Below are 22,857 nucleotides of genomic sequence, written 5' to 3'. Positions count from 1 at the left end.
CTTCCGCTCATGTCCCCCGGCCTTCGGCCTCCTCCTTTACTTCGCTGCAGGGGCCACCCACCGCCCTCGGCCTAGGAAGCGTCGTGCCGTTCAACGGCGCGAGCACGGGTTTATTGAGGAGCCTTGGCGGGATGATCGTGTCTTTTGCATTGCAACGTGTGGCATTCTTCAGTTGGCCGCTTTCGGCCAGTACCGGACCTTCAGCGCCACCCCCTGTGTAACGGACTTTTTATGAAAAACATTCAGGTCATCGACGGCGCCGTGAATTGCGTGTACGACATTTTTGCTGCCACTGACCAAGAGTTCGCGCTCATTTTTCCCGACGGGCATGACATTGCGTTCATAGATGAGGTCTTCGAACGCGGAACCGAGGAAGCTGATTTGAACAGCGCGTTTGAGGCGTTGTGGAAGCGCCGAGTGGTCAAAGCTCGGGCCATGGGAATCCACGGTCAGCTCTTCTACGAACTCGATGAGAAAAAGAAGTTCTATCCGTCGAGGCGCGACGAAGAAGCGGAGAACCCGGGTGGATACCGCCTTCGGTAACCAGATCTCGTGGCAGCATCCGACCACAACCAGTCACTCAACTCGAGCAGCAGCTAGAAGACCACAGAACATGATTCAGTCTCGAGGAGTCGCAATTGCAGCAGTTGTTTACGTTGCTCTCTCCACCGGCTTCGCAACCGTTTGGCTTATGGGACTGCCTCTTGCGCCGACGACCTCGACTGGGTGGGTCTTGCTGCTCGTCGGTGCCGTGCCGGCTAGCATCGCCATTGAATTTGCAGGAAGTCGAGTGATTGGCGCCGTTGACTACCCGTCAGGCGCCCGACCCCTCCATGTCTGGATCAGCCGCACGTTGCTCGTCGCGTCGCTGGCTGTCACTGTAGCCGCCTGCATGTGGATCTCGGGCATCGTACGATCGGCTTGAAGCGCCGAGGTCGGCCAGAACCAGACATCTCAACGCATGACCTACTCACCGTGCCTGTTTGCCGATGAACTCGACCGCCTTCTTGCTGCTGTGGGCGACAAAGACATCGTGGAAGAGGTCGGGAACTGGGCCTACTTAACCAAGTTGAAGCACCGGAATCTGGACTCCCAATTAAGTGGTTGGCTGGACCAGCTCGGCGTGATGACGATGGGGACTGAGTTCGAACTTTCGCTGCACGAGTTGCGAGCAATGGTGGCGACAGCACGCAGCGAGTAGCGTCTCTTGACCGTCCGCTTTGGGGCTGAACAAGAGGCAGCTTCGGGCCCGAAGCTGACGGTCGCGCACCCCGATCAACCACGGTCCTTGAATGGCTCAGGCCGGTGGGGTGTACTGCGCAGCGAAGTAAAGGAGGAGGCGAAGCCGGGGGACATGAGCGAAGTAGTGCACCGCGCCGGCCTGAGCCTCGCACCAGCGCTTCTCAACCCTCCTTCTTGTTGTCCTTGCCTCGCCAATCAGACGCTCCTCGGTCGTTGAGGTCGTGCATCTCGCGCAAAAGCTCTTCCGCGTGACGCTCGGCATCGCCGGTCTGGGTTTCGAGCAGCGCATTGCGGGGCATTGACAACATAGGTTCGATCTCGCGTCGTCGGCGCTCTTCGGCCAACACGCGATACATCTCCCAGGCGTCCGATGGTGGCTCGATAAAGATCGCGCTTATTTCCAGGGCATAGGCGCCGGCACCTCAGCCGCCGGCTCGACATCCATGCTCTTGAAGTCCGCCGGCGACACGATTTCCAGGTATTCCATGTCCGGCGAGTAGTCGAACAAGAAATGCCGAATCCCGGGACGCTGATGCACCACGTCGCCGGCCTCGACCAGTGTTTCCTTGTCCTCGTACATGAACTTGGCCCAGCCCTTGGTCATGATGACGATCTGGAAATCTGCTTCATGTCGGTGCCATCCGGTGCCCTCTTCCGGGGGCATGTTCGCCTTGACGAGGTGCGCGATGACGGCGCCGTTGGTGGCTTCGGCCACGCCCAGGTCGCGGTACAGGAAGAAGTCGCGCAGGCCGCCTGGCTTGAAATCGGTGTCGCTGGGTTTGACGTGCGAAAACTTGGTGGCGGTACGGTCCAGCATGAAACGCTCCTTTGCGTAGGTGGCAGGGGTGGGGTTGCTGCAGCGCAGCATGCATAAAGCATTCCCGCTCCGTCGATAATCCGCGACCATGAGCGGCAACACCTTCGGCACCCTTTTCGCAGTCACCAATTTCGGTGAATCCCACGGCCCCGCGATCGGATGCGTCATCGACGGTTGCCCGCCAGGCATGGCGCTGACCGAGGCCGATATCCAGGGCGACCTCGATCGCCGCCGCCCCGGCACCAGCCGCCACGTCACGCAGCGCAACGAGCCCGACGCTGTGCAGATCTTGAGCGGCGTGTACGAAGGCAAGACCACTGGCACGCCGATCGCTTTGCTCATCCAGAACACCAACCAGCGCAGCAAGGATTACAGCGAGATCGCGCAGCAGTTCCGACCCGGCCATGCCGACTTCACCTACTGGAAGAAGTACGGCATTCGCGATCCGCGCGGTGGTGGCCGCTCGTCGGCCCGGCTCACGGCGCCGATGGTCGCGGCCGGCGCGGTCGCCAAGAAGTGGTTGTTCGAAAAGTACGGAACGCAGTTCCGCGGCTGCATGGCGCAAATTGGCGGCATCGTCATTCCGTTCGAGGGCTGGGAGCACGTGCCGAACAACCCGTTCTTCGCGCCGAAGGCCGATGTGAGCGATCTCGAGGCATACATGGATGCGCTGCGCAAGGCCGGTGACTCCTGCGGCGCGCGCATACGGGTGACGGCGAGCAGGGTGCCGGTCGGCCTGGGCGAGCCACTGTTCGACAAGATGGATTCCGACATCGCCTACGCCATGATGGGCATCAACGCGGTCAAGGGCGTGGAGATCGGCGCCGGCTTTGCCAGCGTGACGCAGCGCGGCACCATGCACGGCGACTCGATCACGCCGCAGGGCTTTGCCACCAACAACTCGGGCGGCACCCTGGGCGGCATCACGTCGGGGCAAGACCTCGAAGTGAGTATCGCGATCAAGCCGACGAGTTCGATCATCAGCCCGCGGCAGTCGGTCGACATCAACAACCAGCCGGTCGAGGTGGTGACCAAGGGCCGCCACGACCCGTGCGTCGGCATTCGTGCCACGCCCATTGCCGAGGCGATGCTGGCGTTGGTGGTGATGGAACATGCACTGCGAAATCGCGCGCAGAACGGTGACATCAGTAACTCGGGACGTCGTTCACGGCCATTCGGCAATGCGAGCAGCGAAGCCGGCACCTCCGACGAGTCCGAAGGCCCGCAATCTTCTTTTCTCTAAAAATGAATCTGCGCCGGTGATTCATCCGTAGAGGTTAAGGGCGGTCTATTCGGATCGACTTCAATCCTTCTTTCACGGAGTTTCATCATGAACATCAAGCTCATCGCAGTTGCAGCAATCACCGGTTTTGCGGCCATCGGCGCGCAGGCCTTTCAGGGTGAACAGAACCCGCTGCCGCCGCAGCCATTCGTGTCGACGATGTCGCGCGCCGACGTGCAGGCCCAGGCGTACAGCGCGGTGCCCATCACCAATGGCGGTACCGGCACCATCGCGCGTACCGACATGGCGGATCGCAGCGCTGTGCGCGCGGGCGCGCTGTCGATCACGGCAGCTGGCGCGCAGACCTACGGTGACGGCGACCTGACGGTTCAGACCCGCGTTCGCTGAAAGACGCTTCGCGATCAGTCCAGCTCGTTGCGGCGCGGCATGTCCGCACCGCGGCGCGAGCAGGTGATCGACGACGCCTTCGAGGCGAACTTCAGCATCGCTTCGAGGGCCTTCGTGTCGAGCGATGCCATCGCCGACGCACTCAGCTTGTCCTGCTCATCAAGCCAGCTCAGAAGCGCAGCTTGAAAGGTATCGCCGGCACCGACGGTGTCCACCACTTTCACCGACAACGAAGGTACATCGACCTTCGCATTTCGTGTCCACGAACTCGCGCCACGCCCGCCCCGCGTGACCGTCACCAGCGACACACCGACGGCAATCCAACGCGCCGCCACTTGCTCCGGCGTTTCACGGGAATAGAGCAGCGCCAAGTCTTCGTCGCTCACCTTCACGAAGTGCGACAGCGCCACCATTTGCTCGACCACTGCACGCCAGCGCGACAGATCGGGCTCGACGTTGAGGCGCACGTTCGGGTCGTAGGCGATGAGCCGTTGCGTGTGCTCGCGCGCGGCCAATGCCAGCAACGCAGAGCCGACGGGCTCGACCACCAATGCGTAAGAGCCGAACTGCAGCACGCGCGTGGTGGGCGGTAAGGCGGGCAGGGTGTCAAAAGTGATTTGCCGATCGGCCGCGCCGGTGCCATGAAACGCATAGCGCGGTACGCCGTGGGCATCGAGGCTGATCACGCTCAGCGTGCTCGGCGCATCGCTTCTGACCAGCAACGAGGTGTCGACGTGCTCGTCTTGCAGCGCTGTGAGCAGGCGTTCGCCGGCACTGTCGGTCGACAAGCCGGTGAGCAATGCGACTGGCCTGCCCAGGCGCGCCAGCCCGACCGCCACATTGAAGGGCGAGCCGCCGATGCGTGCATCGAAGCTCAACCCGGTCGGCGTCGATTCGCCCGCATATACATCCATCAGGGCTTCGCCGCAGACCACGAACATTCAATCTCCTTTAAGTGGGTCGCCAGTATAGAAATCGGCCCGGCCCGGCGCCAATACTTTAAATCAGACTGCGCATCGCCTGTGCTGTTTCGCGCAGCACGGGCAGCACGCGCGCCACCGCTTCTTCTGAGCCCTCATGGCCCATCGGCATCGTGATGTTGAGGGCGCCGACCAGTTCACCGTGCCGGTCGCGCAAAGGCACCGCGATGCCGCGTGAGTTGAGGTCGAGCTGCTGTTCCGATATCGCCCAGCCTTGTGCACGGATGCGGGCCAGCTCGAGCTTCATGCGCTCCTTGCTCGCGATGGTGTGCGAAGTGAAGACCTTGAGCTCGTGCTTCGCCAGCCAGGTCGCCATGTCGGCGTCGCTGCGCAGCGCCAGCATCAGCATGCCCGCCGCGGTCACCTGCGCCGGCACTCGCGCCCCGAGCACGTAGCCGGTGCTCATGCTGCGGTTGGGCCCGTTGCGCGCGATGTAGACCACCTCGTCGCCGTCCATCACGCTCAGGTAGGCGATCTCGTGCGTGCCCGCCGCGACGCGCTGCAAGAAAGGTTGGACGATGCGCGGCAGCCGTGCCGATTCGAGGTACGACTGACCGAGCCGCAGCACGCGCGGCGTCAGCCAGAAGAGCTTGTCGTCGCTCGCGACGTAGCCCATGTGTTGCAAGGTCAGCAGGTAGCGGCGTGCTGCCGTGCGCGTCATGCCCGTGCGCTGCCCGGCCTGACTGGCGGTGAGCCGCGGGTTGGCATCGTCGAAGGCTTCGATGATGCTTACGCCGCGCTCCAGGCCAGCGATCCAGTCGCGCTTTTCGAGCCCGGCGGGCGTCGGGGAGCCTTCTTTGGGCATCTGGTGCGTCCTCTGTGTTGCCGATCTGCCTAGGAGAAACCCTGAATGTGCGCGATTAACGCACTCGGTCGTTCGCTCATCGATCGTTTGGGTGAGATCCGAATGTACTGCCTGAAGCGCTGTCGATAGAGTCCCCGCACTCCCCACCAGACGGGCGATCGAACAAAGCGCAGAGACATTCATGACCTCCACCATTCATGGCAGCACCCAGGCGTACCTGCTACCGGGCGATCCGGTACGCAACGTGCGCCTGCCGCGGATGTTCAACGCGGTGTTCGAGCGCTTCGACATCGACGCCGTGCTGCTGCCGATGCAAGTACCACGGCGCGATTTCGCGGTGTTCTTCAAGTCCGCATTTCTAGCCCGCAATGTGCGCGGCATGTTGATCGCGCCGCCGCACAAGCCGCTGGTGGTCGACCTGCTCGATGGCTGCGGATTGTTCGGCCGTGTCGCCGGCTCGGTCAACGTGGTGCGCCGCGCCGAACACGACCAACTCGAAGGCGATCTGTTCGATGGTGAAGGCCTGATCGGCGCACTCGACCACTACAGGATTCCTTTTCGCGGCAAGCGCGTGCTCATCCTGGGCGCCGGAGTAAGCGCGGCGGCCATCGGCGTCGCTTTGGCCGAGGGTGGCACCGTCAACGGCGCCGAGCACATCGCGCTGCACGACGTCGTGGCGGGCAAGGCGGCCGGCGTCGCGGTGAAGCTCGATTCGTTCTTCGATGCGACGGTGGTTGCGGTCGACAGCAACGATCCGGCCGGCTATGACCTGGTCATCAACGCGACACCGCTCGGGCTGAACGAAGGTGACGCGCTTCCGTTCGATGTAGCGCGCATGGACAACCACGCAGCGGTGTTCGACATCCTGCTGCGCGGCCAGCCGACGCCTCTGGTGCGCGCTGCGCGGGCGCGTGGCTTGCATGCGCAAGCCGGCTTCGAAATGCTGGTGCAGCAGATGCCGCACTACCTCGGTTACTTTGGCTACGTCGACGCGGCCGCAGCGCTGCGCGACGACGCCGACTTCCTGCGCGAGCTGATCTACCCCGCGGCGATGGCCGACGAGATCAAGAACCCGCTGCGCTACAGCTGAATTTTTTCCGCTGCTTCCCTGCTGCTTCTCTTCTGCTTCCCTTTTCGATTTTCAACTTCCAACCATAGAGACAAAACCATGGCCATCACGATGAATGACGTGCGAACGTTCGACAACACGGGAGAACCGGAGGGCGTCAAGACGCCCAGAAAAGCCGCCTTTGCAAGCTGGATCGGCAGTGCGGTCGAGTACTACGACTTCTTCATTTACGGCACCGCGGCAGCGCTGGTGTTCGGCAAGATCTTTTTTCCGACAATCGATCCCAAGCTGGCGACCGTCGCGGCCTTTGCGACCTTCGGCGTCGGCTATGTCACGCGGCCGATCGGTGCGTTTTTCATGGGCCACATCGGCGACAAGTTCGGTCGCAAGAAGGTGCTCACATTCACGCTGCTGCTGATGGGGATCTCGACATTTTTGATCGGGCTGCTGCCCACCTACAACCAGGTCGGCATCGCCGCACCAATCATGCTGGTGGTGCTGCGTCTGCTGCAGGGACTGTCGGCCGCAGGCGAGCAGGCCGGTGCCAACTCGATGACGCTGGAGCACGCGCCGGCCCATCGGCGCGCCTTTTTCACGAGTTTCACATTGAGCGGAACGCAGATGGGCTTCATCCTCGCGACCCTCGTCTTCTTGCCGATCGCGTCGTTGCCTGAAGAGCAGTTGCTTTCGTGGGGCTGGCGCATCCCGTTCTTTCTGAGCGCGATCGTGGTGGCGGTCGGTTTCTGGGTGCGCCGCACGCTGCCGGAAACGCCGGCTTTCAAGGAAGAAGCCGACGCGAACGCCACCGTCGAAATGCCCGCCGCCGTGCTCTTTCGCGACCACACGCCGGCCGTGCTGCGTGTCGTCTTTGGAGCGCTGGTGTCGGTGACCAGCACCATCTTCGGCATTTTCGTGCTCTCGTATGCGGTCAACACTGTGCACATCCCGCGCACCACCATGCTGACGTTGCTGGTCTGCGCCAACGTCGTTGCGCTGGCCGCGATTCCGCTGTGGGCGATGCTGTCCGACAAGGTCGGCCGCCGACCGATCTTCATCTTCGGCGCGCTGGGTTGTGCGGTGCTCATCTGGCCGACGTTGTGGGCCATCAGCCGCGGCGACCTGAATCTGATCTTCCTGTTCGGCCTGCTCACCTCTGGCATCGTCTACAGCGCCGCCAACGCGGTGTGGCCTTCGCTCTACGGCGAAATGTTCGACACGCGCGTTCGCTTGTCGGGCATGGCCATCGGCACGCAGATCGGATTTGCGCTCGGCGGTTTTGCGCCGACCATCAGCGCGGCCATCATGGGCGAAGGCATCAATGGCTGGATGCCGGTGGCGGGGCTCGTGAGCGCGGCATCGGTCATCGCGGCGATCTCGATTTTTACATCGCCGGAAACGTACAAGGTGCCGATGCATGAGCTCGGCAAGAAGATGAACAAGGTTCGTGCGTGATGTCGGAAGTGGCGTCGAAGGTGACGTCGAAGGTCGTCGCGCTCGCTCCGGTGCGCATCGACAGCGGCCTCATCGAAGGTGTTCGCGACGAGGCAACGGGCCTGTGTGCATGGCGCGGCATTCCATTCGCCGCTGCGCCGGTCGGCGACCTGCGCTGGCGCGCGCCGGCACCGCTCACCGCTTGGGACGGCGTGCGCCGTGCCGACAAGTTCTCGCCGCAATGCACGCAACCGGGCCGCGCGCCGGATTCGGTCTACGCCGAGTATTCTGGCGTGCAGCCGATGAGCGAAGACTGTCTCTACCTCAACGTGTGGACGCCGAACGAACCGGCGGATCGTGGCGGTGAAGCGCTGCCCGTTATCGTGTGGATCCATGGCGGTGCCTTCCAGCAAGGCGCGGCTTCCAACCCCGTGTTCGTGCGCGGTGACCTGGCAAAGCAGGGCGTGGTGCTGGTCACCTTCAACTACCGGCTCGGGCCCTTCGGTTTCATGGCGCATCCGGCCCTCAGTGCGGAGGCGGAAGGCTCATCGGGCAACTACGGGCTGCTCGACATGGCCGCCGCCTTGCGTTGGGTCCAGCGCAACATCGCAGCGTTCGGCGGCGACCCGGCGCGCGTCACCGTGTTCGGCCAGTCGGCTGGTGCGCATGGCGTGATCGCGTTGATGGCGGCGACCGAAGCGCGCGGCCTCTTCAAGCACGCGATCGCGCAGAGCTTCGGCCTCAACCCGACGCCGAGCCTTGCGACCGGCGAGGCACAGGGCGTCGACTTCGCGGGCGGTACCGGCGCGGATTCGCTCGCGTCGTTGCGCGCGCTCAGCGCAGACGATTTGATGCAGCGCTACCTCGCGCAACCGCACCGCTTCATGCCGATCGTCGACGGCAAGTTCCTGCAGAAGCCGCTGGCCGAAAGCTTTGCGGCGGGTGAGCAGCAGCGCGTGCCGTTCCTGACCGGCTGGACGCGTGACGAAGGCTCGACCTTTCCGGCAGCATCGTCTGCCACGTCGTTCAAAACGCATCTGCAGAAACGCTTCGGCGACCGTGCCGCAGAGGCTGAGCGCTTCTATCCCGCGGGCAGCGATGCCGAGGCGGTGACGTCGAGCCGCGCGCTCTTCGGCGATGGGCTCTTCGCTGGCGGCGTGGTCGCAGCGGCGAGTGCGCAAGCTGCCGTCGCACCGACCTGGGCCTATCACTTCGCGCAGTTGCAGCCATTCAGGAAAGGCCAGCGCTATCGCGAGTCCGGGGACGGCGAACCGGCAGCGAAGCTCGGCGTGTTCCACAGCTCCGAGTACCCGTACATCTTCGGCACCACGCGCGTGCTCGATCGCGATTGGGGTGCCGACGACGACCGCATCACCGCGCTGATGCAGGGCTGGTGGGCCAACTTCGCGAAGAGCGGCAACCCGAATGGTGAAGGAGACGACCAAGGCCTGCCGCATTGGCCGCAGTTCGAGCCATCGGATGCGAGTCGATCGACATCCACGAAGCCCACGGTGCTCGAAATCAAGGCTGAGCCCGTGCCCATCGACATCCCGCGCAAAGCCCATCTTTCTTTCTTGCGCTGACCCGCACCGACCTTTTCAGATCGTCACCATGATTTCCGGCAAGACCATGCTCATCGCCCACTTGGGCTTCCCGACCGAAGCCTTCAAGGCGCCGATGATCTACAACCCCTGGTTCGACCAGCAGGGCATCGATGCGGTGGTCGTGCCGATGGGCGTCAAGCCCGACGACTACGCTGCGTCGCTCGCGGCGATCTTCCGGTTCAGCAACATTCGCGGTGCGCTGGTGACGATGCCGCACAAGGTTTCGACAGTCGCATTGATGGACGAGGTCACGCCGACAGCGCGCATCGCCGGCGCGTGCAACGCCATCCTGAAGCGACCCGATGGCACGTTGCTCGGCGACCAGTTCGATGGCGCCGGCTTCGTGCGCGGCGTCGAGCGCAAGGGCCGGCTTTTCAAGGGGACGCGTGTGCTGGTGTCGGGTACGGGCGGTGTCGGCTCGGCCATTGCTGCGTCGATCGCTGCAGCGGGGGCGGCTGAGCTGGCGTTGTTCGACATGAGCGATGCATCGGCCAATGCGCTGGCTGCGCGGCTGCGCGAGCACTACCCCAAGATGGTCGTTACCACTGGCTCCAAAGACCCGGCCGGCTTCGACGTCGTGGTCAACGCGACGCCGCTCGGCATGCAAGACGGCGACCCGTTGCCTTTCGACATCGACCGTATCGCGCCGGGCACCTTCGTCGGCGAGGTGGTGATGAAGTCCGAGTACACGCCGCTGCTGCAGGCGGCCAAAGACAAGGGCTGCGCGGTACAGGTCGGCACCGACATGTTGTTCGAAATGATCCCGGCGTACCTGGAGTTTTTCGGCTTTGGCACTGCATCGCCGGACGACCTCCGCGCCGTGGCGCAGTTACGCTACTGACATGAGCATTTTCGAAGGTTTTCTTTCCACATCCGAAACGCTGGCGGCCTTCAGCGACACCAACTTCGTCAGCGCGATGCTGCGCTTCGAGGCCGCGCTGGCGCGAGCGCAGGCGGCGGAGGGTGTGATCCCCGAAGCGGCGGCGCAGACCATCGTCGGCAGCTGCAAGGTGGAGCTGTTCGACGTCGCCAAGATCGTGCGCGAGAGTGGCCGTGCCGGCAGCGTCGCCATCCCGCTGGTCAAGACCTTGCGCGAGGCCGTCGGCCTGTTCAACAAGGACGCTGCGCCGTTCGTGCATTTCGGCAGCACCAGCCAGGACGTGATCGACACGGCGATGTCGCTGGTCACGCGCGAGGCGGTGGCGTTGGTCGAAGCCGATCTGGCGAAGGCGGCCGATGCGCTGCTCAAGCTCGCCACGTTGCATGCGACCACGCCGATGCTGGCGCGCACGCTGATGCAGCCGGCCTCGGTCACCAGCTTCGGCTTCAAGTGCGCGGGCTGGGCGGCGCCGCTGGTGCGCAGCCGCCTGCGATTGCGCAGCGCGACAAAGCGCGCGCTGCAGGTGCAGCTGGGGGGGGCGGTCGGCACGCTGGCGCAGATGCGCGGGCAGGGCGCGGCGGTGCGCCGGCGCATGGCGACCGACCTGGCGCTCGGCGATCCCGGCGCAACCTGGCACACGCAGCGCGACGAGTGGGTCGCTCTCGGCTGCGAGCTCGCGTTGATGACCGGCAGCCTCGGCAAGATCGCCGGCGACATCGCGCTGCTGGGTCAGTACGAAGTGGGCGAGGTCGCCGAGCCGAGCGAGCCCGGCCGTGGCGGCTCGTCGGCCATGCCGCACAAACGCAATCCGGTGGCGTCGATGGTCGCTATCGCGGCTGCGCACCGCACGCCGCAGCGGGTCGCTGCGTTGCTGGCTGCCATGCCGCAAGAACACGAACGCGCGCTCGGCGCCTGGCAGGCCGAACTGGCCGAATGGCCGCAGCTATTGATGTCGGCGCACGGCAGCGTGCGAGCGATGGCGAGCGCCTTGCCGGGCCTGCAGGTCGATGCCGCACGCATGCGCGCCAACATCGAGCGGCTGCGTGCCGAGCTGCCGCAAGACGCAGCAGACGAATGGTTCTCGGTCGAGCTGGCCGCCAAAGCCGGTGACATCGCGCTGGCCGAAGTCGATGCGCTCAAGGCCCGACTTTCAAGCAAGGAAATTTCGCAATGACCGATGACACCTACGAGTCCGGGCTCGTCAACCGCCGCCGCGTGCTGGGCGATGCATGGGTCGACAAGTCGCTGGCCAATCGCAACGACTTCAACGCCGAGTTCCAGGAGCTCATCACGCGCCATGCGTGGAACGACATCTGGGGCCGGCCGGCGCTGGGCGACAAGACGCGCCGCTACATGGTGCTGTCGATGATGCTGGGCATCCATGCGTACGAAGAGTTCGCGATGCACGTGCGCGCCGCGCTCGATGGCCCGCCCGAGTCGCGCCTCACGCCCGACGACATCAAGGAAGTGATCATGATGGCCGCCATCTACTGCGGCGTGCCGGTCGCCAACCATGCCTTCGGCATCGCAGCGGGCATCCTGCGCGAGAAGGGGCTGCTGCCCGCAGGCACACCAGTGACACCGAAACCACCAGGAACACCATGACCCGTCTCAACGTCCTGCGCGAAGGCGAAGGCCCGATCGTCGTGCTGAGCCATGCGCTCGGCTGCGACCTTCACATGTGGGACGGCGTGGCCGCGTTGCTGGCGCGCGCGCACACCGTGTTGCGCTACGACCACCGCAACCACGGCGCATCGGAAATCCTTCCTGGCGACTTGCGCATCGAAATGCTGGCGCAAGACGCGGCCGACCTCCTCGCGCGCGAGGCCGACGGCGAGCCCGTGCACTTCGTCGGGCTCTCGATGGGCGGCATGACGGCGCAAGCACTGGCAGTGCAGCACCCGGAATTGTTGAAGACGCTGGCGATCGCCAACTCGGCGGCCCATTACCCCGACCAAGCCTCTTGGACAGCCCGTGAGGAGACCGTGCGCACCGCCGGCATTGCAGCCATCGCGCCGGGCGCCGTCTCGCGCTGGCTCACGCCCGGCTACACCAGTACCCATGACGGCAAGGCCGCCGCAGAGGCGCTGAAAGACGTGCTGCTGCGCAACGAGCCGCAGGCTTACATCGCAAGCTGCAATGCAGTCGCGGCCATCGACTTTCGCGAGAGCAACCGACGCATCGCCGTGCCGACGCTGGTCATCGGTGGCCTGCAGGACGAGGCCACGCCGATGGCGATGTCGGAAGCCATGGTGGCGGCCATCCCCGGCGCGCGGCTGGCGACCATCGACGCGGCGCACCTGAGCGCAGTGGAGCGCCCGGTCGAATTCACGCAGTTGCTGATCGACTTCTGGCGCAGTCTCTGAAAGGAACGCGATGACCGCACTGAAACCTGCGACCGAACTCGCCGCCGCAGCGAGCAAGCCTTACCCCAACGACAGCGCCGAGTACCGCAAGGCACGCACGGCGCTGCTGGCCGAAGAGATCGAACTCCGGCGCCACATCGAGCGCGTCGCCGCCCAACGCCGCGCCTTGCCTCCAGGCGGCGAAGCGCGCGGCTACGAGTTCAAGGACGAGAACGGCAAGACATTGCCCATGGTCGACTTGTTCGGCGCGCACGACACGCTCGTCACCTACTTCTGGATGTACGGCCCCGAGCGAAAGCAAGCCTGCCCGATGTGCACGTCGTTTTTGGGTGCCATGGACACGCCGGTGCGCGACCTGGTGCAGAAGGTGGCGATCGCCGTGATCGGGCGCTCGCCGGTCGAGCGTCAGTTGGCGTTCGCACGCGAGCGCGGCTGGCGCAACCTCGAGTTCTACGCGACCGTCGGCGACGACTTCGCTCGCGACTATCGCGGGCTTGCGCCGGATGGCAACGAATGGCCGGCGCTGGACGTGTGGGTCAAGCGTGACGGCAAGGTCTTCCATTTCTGGGGATCGGAACTCGGCGGCACGGCCGACCCCGGTGAAGACGCTCGCGGTGCGCCGGACCCGACGCCGCTGTGGAACATCCTGGACCTGACGCCGGCGGGGCGGGGCAGCAACTGGTATCCGAAGCTGGCGTATTGAGTTGAGCGGTGTAGCGCCTTTCTACAGTCGCACCCATGGCGTACCGCCTCACATCGAACGACTGATCCCATGCACCGCTCCATCGCGACCGTGTCCCTGAGCGGCACGCTGCGTCAAAAACTCGAAGCCATCTCCGCTGCAGGCTTCGACGGCATCGAACTGTTCGAGAACGACTTCATCAACTTCAACGGCAGCGCGGCCGAACTCGGTCGCATCACCAAAGACCTGGGCCTGTCGATCGATCTGTACCAGCCGTTTCGCGATTTCGAAGCCATGCCGGAGCCGCAATTCCGCCGGAGCCTGGAGCGTGCCGAGCGCAAGTTCGACCTGATGCAAGCGATGGGCGCGCCGCTGGTTCTGTGCTGCTCGAACACCTCGCCGGCAACCCTCGACGACCCGGCGCTCGCCGCGGCGCAGTTGCACGAACTGGCCGAGCGCGCGGCGCGCCGCAACCTGCGGGTCGGCTTCGAGGCACTGGCGTGGGGTCGCAAGACCCACCTCTACAGCCAGGCCTGGGACATCGTGCGTCGCGCCGATCATCCGCATCTGGGCCTGATCCTCGACAGCTTTCATACGCTGTCGCTGAAGGACGATCCGGCCGGCATTGCCGAGATCCCCGGCGACAAGATCTTTTTCCTGCAGATGGCCGACGCGCCGCTACTCGACATGTCGGTGCTGCAGTGGGCACGCCACCATCGCTTGTTTCCGGCGCAGGGCGATCTCGATGTCGTGACCTTTTTCGAGAAGACGCTGCTGGCCGGCTATACGGGGCCGTTGTCGCTCGAGATTTTCAACGACGTGTTCCGCGAAACGCCGAACCGTCGCACCGCGGTCGATGCAATGCGGTCCCTGCTGTACCTTGAAAGCCAGGTGCGCGATCGTCTTGAAGCGCGGTCCGAGACGCAGTCAACGACACGCAAAACTTCAACGCGGGCGCAGCGCGTGGGCGACACCATCGAGCTGTTCAGCCCGCCGCCGATGCCGGCACTTTCTGGCATCACCTTCATCGAGTTCGCAGCCAGCGAGGGTCCGGCGGGATCGGCCGGCACGCTCGGCGCGCTGCTGCAACAGCTTGGGTTCAAGCGCGTCGGGCAGCATCGCTCGAAGGCGGTCGCGCTGTATCGGCAGGGCGATATCCATCTCATCGTCAACGCGCAACCCGACTCGTTCGCGCGAAGTCGTTTCGAGGCGCACGGCACTTCGGTGTGTGCGCTGGGCATTCGCACCGACGATCCACAGGGCGCTGCGGCGCGCGCCACTGCCATGCGCTCGCAGCGGCATGACAGCCCGCTCGGCCCCGACGAAGTGCAGGTGCCGGCCATCGTCGCGCCGGGCGGCAATCTGGTGCACTTCGTACCCTCATCGCTCGGCAGCAGGGGCCTTTACGAAGCGGACTTCGTCATGGAAGACGATGCCCCTTCGACGTCCGACGCAGCCGTCGTGGGGCTGCACTCGATCGACCACGTCGCCCTCGGCCTCGCAGTGGATCAGCTCGACACATGGGTGCTGTTCTCGCGCGCCGTGCTCGGCCTGGAACCCGGCGAAAGCCTGGAGCTGGCCGACCCCTTCGGCCTGATCCGCAGCCGCGGCGTCGCCAACGCCGACCGCAGCGTGCGGCTGGTACTCAACGTGTCGATGAGCCAGCGCACCCGCACCGCGCGCACCTTGAGCGTGACGGGTGGCGGCGCGGTGCATCACATCGCGCTGGCCTGCGACGACATCTTCGAGACGGTCGCTGCGCTGCGTGGGAACGGCGTGCGATTCGTGCCCATCTCCGACAACTACTACGACGACCTGCCAACCCGGCTCGACATCGACGCCGCGCTGCTCGACCGCATGCGCGCTGCCGGCGTGCTGTTCGACCGTTCGGCCACGGGCGACTACCTTCATATCTACACAGAGAGTTTCGAGCAGGGACTGTTCTTCGAAGTCGTGCAGCGCATCGGCGCATACGACGGCTATGGCGCCAGCAACGCACCGGCGCGTATGGCATCGCAGGCGCAGGAGTGAACTTGCCGCACCAACTTTGTCGAGGGCAAAACCTTGCGCACGATAAGGGTTGTGGTGCTTGTGAACAATGAAACTATGACAACTCAACTCAAGATCGATTTCGTCTCCGATGTGTCGTGCCCCTGGTGCGCCGTCGGACTCGGTGCGCTCGAAGCGGCGCTGGCCCGTGTCGCGCCGGACGTCAAGGCCGAGCTGCACTTTCAGCCGTTCGAGCTGAACCCGCAGATGCCGAAGGAAGGGCAAGACACCTTCGAGCATCTGAACCAAAAGTACGGCTCGTCGCGCGAGCAGCAGGCCGAGTCGCGAGAGATGATCCGTGCGCGCGGCGCTGCGGTCGGCTTCCAGTTCAGTGCCGGCGGCCGGCCGCGCATCTACAACACCTTCGATGCGCATCGGCTGCTGCACTGGGCCGAGCTGGAAGACGTGACCAAGCAGATCGTGCTCAAGAAGTCGCTGCTCAAGGCCTACTTCACCGACAGCGAAAACCCTTCGGACCCCGAGGTGCTGGTGCGGCTCGCCGGTGCAGCAGGGCTCGACGAAGCGCGTGCACGCGAGATTCTGGCGAGCGACGAGTACGCCGAAGAAACGCGCGAGCGCGAACGGATGTACACCGACGCCGGCATCCACTCGGTGCCCGCGATCATCATCAACAACCAGCACCTGATTTCGGGCGGCCAGCCGGTCGAAGTGTTCGAACGCGCGCTGCGGCAGATCGCCGGCGCGGCCCCGGCGAGGCTGTCGACAGCCTGACTTGTGCGGGCACAAAGAGTAAATTAATTCCCTTTGTGCATTGCGGGTAAAGCAGGTCAACGCCGGTGTGTCCTGGTGGGTTGAAAGGAGGCGGCTATCGCCGTTGTTCACCCGTCAAGGACACTGACATGAAGACAAGATTTATCGCGGCACTGGCATTCGCTGCCGCTGCCGCTGCCGCTGCCGTTGCAGCCACTGCACCCGCCTTTGCCGACGAATACGGCAAGCATCCTTTCTATCTTCACGCGTTGTCCGATTTGCGTTCCGCGGCCTGGCAAGTCGACCATCGCCGCCCTGAAGACGGTCAGGTCTCGCAGGACGAGATGATCGTTCGCGACGAGGTCGCTGCCGCCATCAACGATCTGCAGCGCGCCGCGTGGCTCGACGGCAAGTCGCTGCAGTGGCAGCCGCCGACAGATGCATGGCTACCGCGCGAAGGCCGCCTGCATGCAGCGGCAGACCTGTTGCGCAAGGTGCACTCCGACGTGGCGCGTGAAGAAGACGATCCGCGCTCGCGTCCGTTCCAGCAGCACGGACTGGCCCATGTCGATGCGGCGCTCGACGCGGCGCAACATGCCATCGGCGACGTGCGACGTCACGACATGCGCCGCGAATGACCACCCTGCGCGCAGCGGTTGGCCTGGGCGTGCTCGGCGCCTGCGCGCTGATGCTCCTGACGGGGTGTTCCACCGGTCCCGCTTCGGGTCGCGCGATCGCTACGGTCACTCTGCCAGCGGCCCCCGTGGACGAAGCCACACGCCTGCTCTGGCTCAACCGGGTGAGCTGGGGCGCCAGCACCGCCACTGAGGCGCAGTTGACGCGCCGAGGGCTCGGCCCGTGGATGCGCGACCAGCTCAATCCAAGACCGGCCGCACTGCCAACCGCAGCGCAGGCGCAGGTCGACGGCATGACCATTTCGCGCACGCCGGTCGACCAGCTCGCCATCGCGCTAGAGGCACAACGCAAGGCGGCCGATGCCTTGCCCGACGAAGACCAGAAGAAGGCCGCGCGCCAGGCCTATCAGCAGGAGCTCAATCGGTTGTCGCGCGAGGCGCAACAACGCTTCGTACTGCGGGCGCTCTATTCGCCGAACCAGTTGCAAGAGCAGATGACATGGTTCTGGATGAATCACTTCAACGTCAACGTGCGCAAGGACAACCTTCGCGCGCTGATCGGCGACTACGAAGACAGCGCCATCCGGCCGCACGCGCTCGGCAGGTTTCGCGATCTGCTTGGTGCCACGTTGCGGCATCCGGCCATGCTGCGCTATCTGGACAACGCGCAAAACGCCGCCAACCGCATCAACGAAAACTATGCACGCGAGCTGATGGAGCTGCATACGCTGGGCGTCGGCGGCGGCTATTCGCAAGCCGACGTGCAGGAGCTGGCGCGCGTGCTCACCGGCCTCGGCGTGACGCTGCGCGCGACCGACGAGCCAGCGCCGCGCATGCGTCCCCCGCTCGCAGAGGACTACGTGCGGCGCGGGCTGTTCGAGTTCAACCCGCAGCGCCACGACTATGGCGGCAAGACCTTGCTGGGCCGGCCGATCACAGGTCATGGCATGGCTGAAGTCGACGAGGCGCTCGACCGCCTCGCGCGCGCGCCGGCCACGGCCCGCTTCATCTCGCGCAAGCTGGCCGTTTATTTCGTTGCGGACGAGCCGTCCCAGGTGTTGATCGATCGCATGGCCGACACCTTCACGCGCAGCGATGGCGACATCGCCGCGACGTTGGCCACCATGTTCTCTTCGCCGGAGTTCAGCGCGTCGCTCGGCCACAAGTTTCGTGATCCGGTCCACTACGCGCTGGCCGGCGTGCGGCTGGCGTACGACGATCGCGTGGTGACGAATGCAGCCCCGCTGATCGGCTGGATCAACCGCATGGGCGAGCCGCTGTACGGCCACGAGACGCCCGATGGTTATCCACTCACGCAATCGGCGTGGGCCAGTGCCGGGCAGATGACCACGCGCTTCGAGATTGCGCGCGCCATCGGTGCCAACGGCGCAGTGCTGTTTCGCACCGACGATGGCGCGCCGCTGGAACGCCCGACCTTCCCGGCGCTGGCCGAGTCGGGCGCGGTGCGTGCGGCGTTGCCGGGCTTGGGCGCCGACACACGGGCCGCGCTGGCCGATGCACGATCGCCGCAGGACTGGAACACTTTCCTGCTCGCTTCGCCCGAGTTGATGAATCGCTGAACACGCACCGGAAACTCACATGCAACGCCGACATCTTTTGAAGCTCATGGGCGTCGCACCGCTCGCCGGTGCCGCGGGCCGGCTCATGGCCGCGCCTGCCGCCGGCAACGCGAAGCTGCTGGTCGTGTTCCTGCGCGGTGCTTACGACTGCGCCAACCTGCTGGTGCCCATCGCATCGGGCACCACCGACGACTTCTATCGCAGCGCGCGGCCGACCATCGCAGTGCCGCGGCCCGGTCAGCCCAATGGCGCGCTGCAGCTGGATGCGCACTGGGGACTGCACCCGGCGCTCGCGGCCAGCGTGATGCCGTTGTTCCAGAAGCAGCAAGCGGCGTTCATTCCGTTCGCGGGCACGGACGACCTCACGCGCAGTCACTTCGAAACGCAGGACTCGATCGAGCTCGGCCAGGCACTCGACCGCGGCCGCGACTATCGCTCGGGCTTCTTGAATCGGCTGGCCGGCGTGCTCGGTGCCGGACCGCTGACGGCGGTGTCGCCGATGGCCTTTACCGACCAGCTGCCGATCGCGCTCAGGGGCGACGCCAAGGCCGCCAACATGGCGCTCGGCTCGGTCGGCCGCCAGGCCATCGACGCGCGACAGAGCAAGGTGATCGAGGCGATGTATCGCAACACCAAGCTCGCGCAACCGGTGGTCGAAGGCTTCGCGGTGCGTGACGAGGTACAGCGCGCCGTCAAGGAGGAAATGGAAGCGGCCAGCCGCAACGCGATGACGTCGAAGGGCTTCGAGCTGGTCGCGCGGCGCATGGCGCGACTGATGCGCGAACGCTTCGACCTCGGCTTCGTCGATGTCGGCGGCTGGGATACGCACGTGGGGCAGGGCGCCGGCACCGGCTACCTCGCCAACCGCCTCGAGGAACTCGGCCGCGGCGTCGCCGGCTTTGCGGAAGAGATGGGCGACGACGCGTGGCGCGACACCGTGGTGGTGGTGATCAGCGAGTTCGGCCGCACCTTCCGTGAGAACGGCAACAAGGGCACCGACCATGGCCACGGCACCGTGTACTGGGTGCTCGGTGGCGGCCTCGCTGCACAGGCCGGCGGTCGCGTGTTGGGCGAGCAGGTCGAGGTATCGCAAGCCAATCTGTTCCAGAACCGCGACTATCCGGTGCTGAACGAATACCGAGCGGTGTTCGGCGGCTTGTTCGCGCGGATGTACGGACTGTCGCCTGCGCAGCTCGATCGGGTGTTTGCGGGGGTCGCGCCACGCGATCTGCGGCTGGTCTAGCTGCGCACAGGCGCTCGCTCAGGTCGCTGGCAGCAACTGCGCTTTCATCCATTCACGAAACGCGATAAGGCGCTCGTTGTCGATCGCCGACTTCCGATAGCAAATGAAGTGGGTTACGCGCTCGATCCGATGGAAAGACGGGCCATCCAGAATCACCAGATCGCCCCGTTCGAGGTCTCGTTGTGCAAAGCGCGTCGTCTCCAATGCGATGCCCATGCCGTCGACTGCAGCAGCGATAACCATCGAACCCCGATCGAAAGAGGGCCGCGCACCGGTCGGCAGCTTGAGCCCGTTCAGCTTGCACCAATCTGTCCACTGCACCGGATTGACTTTGGAATCGATCAATGTGAATCGCAGCACATCGGCCGGCGTCATCGAGCCACGGCCTTCAAGCAGGCGCGGCGAGCACATCGGCACCGTCGACTCGAGTCCCAGCGGCTCGACCATCACATTGGCATGCGGCGGGGGCAATCCATAGGCGATGTCGACATCGATGTCCGCCGATTTGGCAAGGTCCGCAGGTTCCGCGCTCGACGACATGCGGATCACGATCGACGGATGCGCCGCCATGAACTGCGGCAACCGTGGGCCGAGCCACTTGGCGGCAAAGCTCGGCGAGCAGTGGACCGCGAGTTCGCTGCGGGATTGCAGTGGACGCAGCTCGGCGCAGGCATCCTCGATCTGATCGAAAGCCGGACTTAGCTGGTCCAGCAACCTTCGGCCGTCGACGGTCAGCGTCACCTTGCGTACACCGCGCGTGAAGAGCGCACGGCCGAACCATGTTTCAAGCGCGCGCACCTGATGGCTGATGGCGGACGGCGTCAGATGCAACTCTTCGCCTGCTTGCGTGAAGCCGCCAAGCCGCGCCGCTGCCTCGAAGGCGCGAAGTGCGAAGAAGGATGGAAGACGTCGCATCGGATAAGCTGGTTTTCACGAGCATAGATGAATCTGTTTCAGCCATTGGTGAACAGTCGTCCTTTGTCAACGCGGCCGCCGATACGGATGATCTGCGTCTTGCGTGCCCGTCACGACTTGCATTCGCAATCTGCAACACAACCAGCCAGAGACAACAATATGCTCGACATCAAGAAGCGCATTTCGGTTTATCAGCCCGAACAGGTTGGACTGAAGTTCCCCGAGATCCCGACCTTCACCAACCACGCCGACGAGCGCCAGTACCTGAAGGAACATCTCGTCGCCGCCTGCCGTGCGTTCGCGCAGCAAGGATTCGACTACGGCTTCGCAGGCCACTTGACGATCCGCGATCCGGAGCGGCCGCACCTGTACTGGACCAACCCGATGGCGGTGCATTTCTCGCTTGTCAAGGTGTCGAACCTGATCCTGGTGGACCACGATGGCAGGGTCGTCGAAGGCGACTACGCAGTCAATCGCGCCGGCTTCGTGTTGCATGCCGCGGTGCATGACGCGCACCCCGACATCCTCGCGATGTGCCATGCGCACACGGTGTACGGCACGGCCTTCGCATCGCTCGGCAAGAAGCTCGAACCCATCACGCAGGACGCCGCTGCGTTCTTCGAAGACCACGCGGTGATCGGCGATGAGGCAGGCCAGGTCGCTGTCGAAAAGGAGGCCGGCAACAAGGTCGCCAACGCGTTCAAGGGCGTGAAGGCGGCAATCCACCAAAACCACGGGCTGCTGACGGCCAGCCGCCACAGCATCGATGCGGCGGCCTTCTGGTTCATCGCGCTGGAACGTTGCTGCCAGCAGCAACTGCTGGTAGACGCCAGCGGCGTCACGCCACGGCTGGTCACGCCGGAACGCGCGCGCTACAGCCGCGAGCATGTCGGTAGCGAGTTCATCGGCTGGCTGCATTTCCAGACGCTGTACAACCAAATCGCGGCGACGCAGCCGGACATGTTCGACTGAGCTGGACCATGAACACGACGACCTTGCCGCGTGCTGCCGCAGCTGCGGCGGGCAGCACCCACATTGGCCTGTTCGTGATCGCGATTTAGGCGAGTTCACGGCGCGTGCAAGGCCGGCGAAGGGCGGTGGACAATGGCGTTCCCGTCCAAGGAACCAGTCATGCACCTCACTTTGCAAACCCTTCTCGGCACTGCGTTACCCCTTGCTCAAGCGCCGATGGCAGGCGTGCAGGGCAGTGCACTCGCCATCGCAGTCAGCAACGCAGGCGGCCTCGGTTCGCTGCCCTGCGCCATGCTCGGCGCCGACGCGATCCGTAGCGAGATCACCGCCATCCGCGCAGGCACCGACAAGCCCTACAACGTCAACTTCTTTTGCCACACGCCGCCGGAGCCCGATGCCGCGCGAGACGCCGCATGGCGCAGCGCCCTGGCGCCTTACTACCGCGAGTTCGACATCGACCCGAAGAGCGTCGGTGCCGGGCCTGGCCGCAATCCGTTCGATGAAGCGGCGGCGGCCGTGCTGGCCGAATTCGAGCCGCCGGTCGTCAGTTTCCACTTTGGCTTGCTGTCGCCTGCGCTGCTCGCAAAAGTCAAGCGTTGGGGTTCGAAGGTGTTGGCCTCGGCGACCACGCTCGACGAGGCGCTGTGGCTCGAAGCGCATGGGGCCGATGCGGTCATCGCGCAAGGCCTTGAGGCGGGTGGCCATCGTGGTCACTTTCTTTCGCACGACCTCACGCGCCAACTCGGTACCTTCGCGCTCTTGCCGCAGTTGGTGCGCGCGCTGAAGGTGCCGGTGATCGCTGCGGGCGGCATCGCCGATGCCGATGGCGTCGCGGCAGCCATGGCGCTGGGTGCCGCGGGAGTTCAGGTCGGCACCGCGTTCCTGTTGTGCCCCGAGGCCACGACGACGAGCCTGCATCGCGCGGCATTGCAAAGCGAGGCCGCGCGGCACACGGCGTTGACCAATGTGTTCACTGGGCGACCGGCACGCGGCATCGTGAACCGCGTGGTGCGCGAGCTCGGACCGATCGGCACCGCGCCGCCGGAGTTTCCGATGGCGACCGCCGGTATCGCGCCATTGCGTGCCAAGGCCGAAGCGCAGGGCAGTGGCGACTTTTCCCCGCTATGGTCGGGACAAAACGCGACGGGCTGCAAGCCGCTGCCTGCGCACGACATCGTGCAAAGCCTTGCTAAAGGCTTTGCGCAATCACTCCTTTCCCATTCCTTCGACCCGACGCCTCCATGAC

24 protein-coding genes are annotated in these 22,857 nt (G+C 64.8%); 19 read left to right on the top strand and 5 right to left on the bottom strand.

What is annotated here, in order from left to right:
* Positions 1–231 precede the first annotated feature (231 nt).
* Together QN397_RS24290 and QN397_RS24285 are read left to right on the top strand one after the other, a co-directional pair.
* Positions 232–543, top strand: coding sequence for a hypothetical protein (locus QN397_RS24290; RefSeq protein ID WP_323502186.1), 312 nt, complete (start codon positions 232–234; stop codon positions 541–543).
* A gap of 418 nt (positions 544–961) precedes the next feature.
* Complete coding sequence (locus QN397_RS24285) at positions 962–1,201, top strand: hypothetical protein (RefSeq protein ID WP_323502185.1); 240 nt, start codon at positions 962–964, stop codon at positions 1,199–1,201.
* Positions 1,202–1,403: 202 nt separating this feature from the next.
* Here QN397_RS24285 and QN397_RS24280 read toward each other — a convergent pair whose 3' ends face one another.
* Together QN397_RS24280 and QN397_RS24275 are read right to left on the bottom strand one after the other, a co-directional pair.
* On the bottom strand, positions 1,404–1,589 hold the full coding sequence (locus QN397_RS24280) for a hypothetical protein (protein ID WP_323502184.1): 186 nt from the start codon (positions 1,587–1,589) through the stop codon (positions 1,404–1,406).
* A gap of 47 nt (positions 1,590–1,636) precedes the next feature.
* A complete protein-coding gene (locus QN397_RS24275) occupies positions 1,637–2,059 on the bottom strand; it encodes a cupin domain-containing protein (protein WP_323502182.1) in 423 nt (140 codons plus the stop codon).
* A gap of 88 nt (positions 2,060–2,147) precedes the next feature.
* Here QN397_RS24275 and aroC point away from each other — a divergent pair, with 88 nt between their 5' ends.
* Both aroC and QN397_RS24265 read left to right on the top strand, forming a co-directional pair.
* Positions 2,148–3,302 carry a chorismate synthase gene (gene aroC / locus QN397_RS24270; RefSeq protein WP_323502181.1) on the top strand — a complete coding sequence of 385 codons (1,155 nt, stop codon included), beginning with the start codon at positions 2,148–2,150 and terminating at the stop codon, positions 3,300–3,302.
* A gap of 87 nt (positions 3,303–3,389) precedes the next feature.
* The gene (locus tag QN397_RS24265) at positions 3,390–3,689 is read left to right on the top strand and encodes a DUF4148 domain-containing protein (RefSeq protein WP_323502179.1); all 300 of its coding nucleotides are present in this window, start codon (positions 3,390–3,392) and stop codon (positions 3,687–3,689) included.
* A gap of 14 nt (positions 3,690–3,703) precedes the next feature.
* On the opposite strand, the gene QN397_RS24260 is transcribed toward QN397_RS24265, so the two are convergent.
* Both QN397_RS24260 and QN397_RS24255 read right to left on the bottom strand, forming a co-directional pair.
* Complete coding sequence (locus QN397_RS24260) at positions 3,704–4,630, bottom strand: carbohydrate kinase (RefSeq protein WP_323502178.1); 927 nt, start codon at positions 4,628–4,630, stop codon at positions 3,704–3,706.
* A gap of 58 nt (positions 4,631–4,688) precedes the next feature.
* Positions 4,689–5,474, bottom strand: a complete 786-nt coding sequence (locus QN397_RS24255; RefSeq protein ID WP_323502176.1) for an IclR family transcriptional regulator domain-containing protein — start codon at positions 5,472–5,474, stop codon at positions 4,689–4,691.
* 181 nt (positions 5,475–5,655) lie between these two features.
* On the opposite strand from QN397_RS24255, the gene QN397_RS24250 reads away from it, so the two are divergent.
* The 13 genes from QN397_RS24250 (at position 5,656) to QN397_RS24190 (ending at position 19,724) form a co-directional block, all read left to right on the top strand.
* Complete coding sequence (locus QN397_RS24250; RefSeq protein ID WP_323502174.1) at positions 5,656–6,564, top strand: shikimate dehydrogenase; 909 nt, start codon at positions 5,656–5,658, stop codon at positions 6,562–6,564.
* 78 nt (positions 6,565–6,642) lie between these two features.
* Positions 6,643–7,995, top strand: a complete 1,353-nt coding sequence (locus tag QN397_RS24245) for an MFS transporter (RefSeq protein WP_323502173.1) — start codon at positions 6,643–6,645, stop codon at positions 7,993–7,995.
* Positions 7,995–9,557: a carboxylesterase/lipase family protein gene (locus QN397_RS24240; protein WP_323502172.1), complete on the top strand. Its 1,563-nt coding sequence runs from the start codon at positions 7,995–7,997 to the stop codon at positions 9,555–9,557. The genes QN397_RS24245 and QN397_RS24240 overlap by 1 nt, the downstream gene beginning before the upstream one ends.
* Positions 9,558–9,585: 28 nt before the next feature.
* Positions 9,586–10,419 carry a shikimate dehydrogenase gene (locus tag QN397_RS24235; protein WP_323502171.1) on the top strand — a complete coding sequence of 278 codons (834 nt, stop codon included), beginning with the start codon at positions 9,586–9,588 and terminating at the stop codon, positions 10,417–10,419.
* 1 nt (position 10,420) lies between these two features.
* Positions 10,421–11,632, top strand: coding sequence for a 3-carboxy-cis,cis-muconate cycloisomerase (pcaB, locus tag QN397_RS24230; protein ID WP_323502169.1), 1,212 nt, complete (start codon positions 10,421–10,423; stop codon positions 11,630–11,632).
* Positions 11,629–12,063 carry a carboxymuconolactone decarboxylase family protein gene (locus QN397_RS24225; protein WP_187051508.1) on the top strand — a complete coding sequence of 145 codons (435 nt, stop codon included), beginning with the start codon at positions 11,629–11,631 and terminating at the stop codon, positions 12,061–12,063. The genes pcaB and QN397_RS24225 overlap by 4 nt, the downstream gene beginning before the upstream one ends.
* Positions 12,060–12,824, top strand: coding sequence for an alpha/beta fold hydrolase (locus QN397_RS24220; RefSeq protein ID WP_323502168.1), 765 nt, complete (start codon positions 12,060–12,062; stop codon positions 12,822–12,824). Before QN397_RS24225 ends, QN397_RS24220 begins: the two co-directional genes overlap by 4 nt.
* A gap of 10 nt (positions 12,825–12,834) precedes the next feature.
* Complete coding sequence (locus QN397_RS24215; RefSeq protein WP_323502166.1) at positions 12,835–13,527, top strand: DUF899 family protein; 693 nt, start codon at positions 12,835–12,837, stop codon at positions 13,525–13,527.
* Positions 13,528–13,596: 69 nt separating this feature from the next.
* Complete coding sequence (locus QN397_RS24210; protein ID WP_323502164.1) at positions 13,597–15,537, top strand: bifunctional sugar phosphate isomerase/epimerase/4-hydroxyphenylpyruvate dioxygenase family protein; 1,941 nt, start codon at positions 13,597–13,599, stop codon at positions 15,535–15,537.
* 75 nt (positions 15,538–15,612) lie between these two features.
* Positions 15,613–16,287, top strand: a complete 675-nt coding sequence (locus tag QN397_RS24205) for a DsbA family oxidoreductase (RefSeq protein ID WP_323497464.1) — start codon at positions 15,613–15,615, stop codon at positions 16,285–16,287.
* 128 nt (positions 16,288–16,415) lie between these two features.
* The gene (locus QN397_RS24200; protein WP_323502162.1) at positions 16,416–16,904 is read left to right on the top strand and encodes a hypothetical protein; all 489 of its coding nucleotides are present in this window, start codon (positions 16,416–16,418) and stop codon (positions 16,902–16,904) included.
* Positions 16,901–18,481: a DUF1800 domain-containing protein gene (locus QN397_RS24195; protein ID WP_323502160.1), complete on the top strand. Its 1,581-nt coding sequence runs from the start codon at positions 16,901–16,903 to the stop codon at positions 18,479–18,481. The genes QN397_RS24200 and QN397_RS24195 overlap by 4 nt, the downstream gene beginning before the upstream one ends.
* Before the next feature lie 19 nt (positions 18,482–18,500).
* Complete coding sequence (locus tag QN397_RS24190; protein ID WP_323502159.1) at positions 18,501–19,724, top strand: DUF1501 domain-containing protein; 1,224 nt, start codon at positions 18,501–18,503, stop codon at positions 19,722–19,724.
* An 18-nt stretch (positions 19,725–19,742) separates the two neighbouring features.
* Here the strand turns inward: QN397_RS24190 and QN397_RS24185 are convergent, their stop codons facing one another.
* Positions 19,743–20,639, bottom strand: a complete 897-nt coding sequence (locus QN397_RS24185; RefSeq protein ID WP_323502157.1) for a LysR substrate-binding domain-containing protein — start codon at positions 20,637–20,639, stop codon at positions 19,743–19,745.
* A 159-nt stretch (positions 20,640–20,798) separates the two neighbouring features.
* Here QN397_RS24185 and QN397_RS24180 point away from each other — a divergent pair, with 159 nt between their 5' ends.
* Together QN397_RS24180 and QN397_RS24175 are read left to right on the top strand one after the other, a co-directional pair.
* Positions 20,799–21,611 carry a class II aldolase/adducin family protein gene (locus QN397_RS24180; protein WP_323502155.1) on the top strand — a complete coding sequence of 271 codons (813 nt, stop codon included), beginning with the start codon at positions 20,799–20,801 and terminating at the stop codon, positions 21,609–21,611.
* A 159-nt stretch (positions 21,612–21,770) separates the two neighbouring features.
* Positions 21,771–22,856 (top strand): nitronate monooxygenase, encoded by a 1,086-nt coding sequence (locus QN397_RS24175; RefSeq protein WP_323502154.1) that lies wholly within the window; start codon positions 21,771–21,773, stop codon positions 22,854–22,856.
* The last annotated feature ends 1 nt before the right edge of the window (position 22,857 follow it).

The sequence above is a fragment of the Variovorax sp. RTB1 genome (genome assembly GCF_035018765.1).
Lineage (GTDB): Bacteria > Pseudomonadota > Gammaproteobacteria > Burkholderiales > Burkholderiaceae_C > Variovorax.
This window is presented reverse-complemented; position numbering and strand designations above follow the sequence as displayed.

Bases quoted from the DNA above. Each gene is read 5' to 3' on its own strand.
- QN397_RS24225 (WP_187051508.1), top strand. From the start codon at position 11,629: ATGACCGATGACACCTACGAGTCCGGGCTCGTCAACCGCCGCCGCGTG.
- QN397_RS24245 (WP_323502173.1), top strand. From the start codon at position 6,643: ATGGCCATCACGATGAATGACGTGCGAACGTTCGACAACACGGGAGAA.
- QN397_RS24250 (WP_323502174.1), top strand. From the start codon at position 5,656: ATGACCTCCACCATTCATGGCAGCACCCAGGCGTACCTGCTACCGGGC.
- QN397_RS24220 (WP_323502168.1), top strand. From the start codon at position 12,060: ATGACCCGTCTCAACGTCCTGCGCGAAGGCGAAGGCCCGATCGTCGTG.
- QN397_RS24215 (WP_323502166.1), top strand. From the start codon at position 12,835: ATGACCGCACTGAAACCTGCGACCGAACTCGCCGCCGCAGCGAGCAAG.
- QN397_RS24180 (WP_323502155.1), top strand. From the start codon at position 20,799: ATGCTCGACATCAAGAAGCGCATTTCGGTTTATCAGCCCGAACAGGTT.
- QN397_RS24275 (WP_323502182.1), bottom strand. From the start codon at position 2,059: ATGCTGGACCGTACCGCCACCAAGTTTTCGCACGTCAAACCCAGCGAC.
- aroC (WP_323502181.1), top strand. From the start codon at position 2,148: ATGAGCGGCAACACCTTCGGCACCCTTTTCGCAGTCACCAATTTCGGT.
- QN397_RS24260 (WP_323502178.1), bottom strand. From the start codon at position 4,630: ATGTTCGTGGTCTGCGGCGAAGCCCTGATGGATGTATATGCGGGCGAA.
- QN397_RS24290 (WP_323502186.1), top strand. From the start codon at position 232: ATGAAAAACATTCAGGTCATCGACGGCGCCGTGAATTGCGTGTACGAC.
- QN397_RS24285 (WP_323502185.1), top strand. From the start codon at position 962: ATGACCTACTCACCGTGCCTGTTTGCCGATGAACTCGACCGCCTTCTT.
- pcaB (WP_323502169.1), top strand. From the start codon at position 10,421: ATGAGCATTTTCGAAGGTTTTCTTTCCACATCCGAAACGCTGGCGGCC.
- QN397_RS24240 (WP_323502172.1), top strand. From the start codon at position 7,995: ATGTCGGAAGTGGCGTCGAAGGTGACGTCGAAGGTCGTCGCGCTCGCT.
- QN397_RS24210 (WP_323502164.1), top strand. From the start codon at position 13,597: ATGCACCGCTCCATCGCGACCGTGTCCCTGAGCGGCACGCTGCGTCAA.
- QN397_RS24235 (WP_323502171.1), top strand. From the start codon at position 9,586: ATGATTTCCGGCAAGACCATGCTCATCGCCCACTTGGGCTTCCCGACC.
- QN397_RS24185 (WP_323502157.1), bottom strand. From the start codon at position 20,639: ATGCGACGTCTTCCATCCTTCTTCGCACTTCGCGCCTTCGAGGCAGCG.
- QN397_RS24190 (WP_323502159.1), top strand. From the start codon at position 18,501: ATGCAACGCCGACATCTTTTGAAGCTCATGGGCGTCGCACCGCTCGCC.
- QN397_RS24265 (WP_323502179.1), top strand. From the start codon at position 3,390: ATGAACATCAAGCTCATCGCAGTTGCAGCAATCACCGGTTTTGCGGCC.
- QN397_RS24255 (WP_323502176.1), bottom strand. From the start codon at position 5,474: ATGCCCAAAGAAGGCTCCCCGACGCCCGCCGGGCTCGAAAAGCGCGAC.
- QN397_RS24205 (WP_323497464.1), top strand. From the start codon at position 15,613: ATGACAACTCAACTCAAGATCGATTTCGTCTCCGATGTGTCGTGCCCC.
- QN397_RS24200 (WP_323502162.1), top strand. From the start codon at position 16,416: ATGAAGACAAGATTTATCGCGGCACTGGCATTCGCTGCCGCTGCCGCT.
- QN397_RS24195 (WP_323502160.1), top strand. From the start codon at position 16,901: ATGACCACCCTGCGCGCAGCGGTTGGCCTGGGCGTGCTCGGCGCCTGC.
- QN397_RS24175 (WP_323502154.1), top strand. From the start codon at position 21,771: ATGCACCTCACTTTGCAAACCCTTCTCGGCACTGCGTTACCCCTTGCT.